Genomic DNA, 1,394 nt, shown 5'->3' with positions numbered 1-1,394 from the left:
GTGACATTACTCCGACTATCAGGTGCGGAGCTTCTAAGAATCACTTCTTAGATTTCCTAGTTATTCCCTCGCGGGTTTTCGACTTTGACCTAGATTGAGACACCTCAATCCCCGGCAAACCGTCTGCATAGGCATTTTGAATTCCCGACTGTCCATCGGTATTAACCAAAGCTATTCCTCTATTTCTAATTACTTGACCGCTGGCGACATCTCTATCGGTTGTGTAGCCACAATTAGAACAAGAATGCACCCTGACACTTAAGTCTTTTTTGACTTTTGTACCGCATTCAGGACATTCCTGCGAAGTACCTCTAGCACAAACTTCACCAAAAAATTTACCGCGTTTCCAACACAGGTATTTGACGATGGTTCGGAATTGTCCAAATCCAGCGTCAAGCATTTGTTTCCCCAGCATTCCTTTGGCTAGGATTCTGTAATCCAAGTCTTCCATGAAGACCATATCGCCAGCATCGCAAAGCGTATGAGCTTGTTTGAAGTGGAAATCTTTACGAGTGCTGTCAATTGTGTGGTGAAGTCTGGCAACCTTGATACGTTGTTTTTCGTAATTTTTAGAACGTTTCTTCTTTCGAGAAAGTCTGCGTTGCAGCAATTTCAGCTTGCGGAGCATTACTTTCAGGAATTTGGGCGATTTTACGAGAATACCGTCGCTAGTTGCTAGAAACTTCTCAAGCCCCACATCTACCCCAATAGGATGACCGTGAGGCATTGGATCTGGAACGCTGACATTGCATTGGATATTGATAGAGGCGTACCAGATATCTGCTTTATTGATTATCCGCACCTGTTTAACCACAAATCCACTCGGTATTGGGCGATGCAGGTTGATTGGAATCAACCCCAATTTTGGTAAAGCAATATGCGTACCAGTCACCGGATTGGTTTTGAACTGCGGGAACAGCAAAGACTTGAATTGACCAAACTTCTTGAATCGAGGGAATCCATGCCCAATTTTTTGAAATCCTTCCCAGGCTCGGTGTAACTGCTTGAGCGCTTGCTGCAACACTTGGCTCGGTACTTCACTCAATCGGGGAAATACCTTTTTAGCGCCGGGCAGTGCGTTGAGTTGGTTTACTTCGCTAGGGAAAGGAGTATCCGCAGGTATGATGTACTCATGCCTGATAGAACATCTTTCAACCAAACATTTCCGACCATTAAACCAATCCTTAATTTCTCGCAACCCGTAGTTATAGGCAACGCGACAAGTATCCATCCACTCAAAAAGCGACTGCGCTTGAGCGACGGTTGGATAGATTCGGTAGCGGTAATTCATGGTTAACATTTCACTACCATAGCACATTTAGTGACGAGTATGTCTCTGGTAAATATAAAGCCGTCCTAGAAGGACGGGGTTTTCGACCCAATTTTCTGATAAA

The 1,394-nt window shown here is 44.4% G+C and carries 1 protein-coding gene; it reads right to left on the bottom strand.

Annotation, left to right across the window (positions count from 1 at the left end):
- Positions 1–40 precede the first annotated feature (40 nt).
- Positions 41–1,300 carry an RNA-guided endonuclease InsQ/TnpB family protein gene (locus QT998_RS27330; RefSeq protein ID WP_333090842.1) on the bottom strand — a complete coding sequence of 420 codons (1,260 nt, stop codon included), beginning with the start codon at positions 1,298–1,300 and terminating at the stop codon, positions 41–43.
- Between the last annotated feature and the right edge of the window lie 94 nt (positions 1,301–1,394).

Origin of the sequence: Microcoleus sp. S1D4, from assembly GCF_036700765.1 — a bacterium.
In the GTDB taxonomy this organism is placed as follows: domain Bacteria; phylum Cyanobacteriota; class Cyanobacteriia; order Cyanobacteriales; family Microcoleaceae; genus Microcoleus.
The sequence above is the reverse complement of the archived record's forward strand: the minus strand, read 5'-3'. Positions and strand labels throughout refer to the sequence as shown.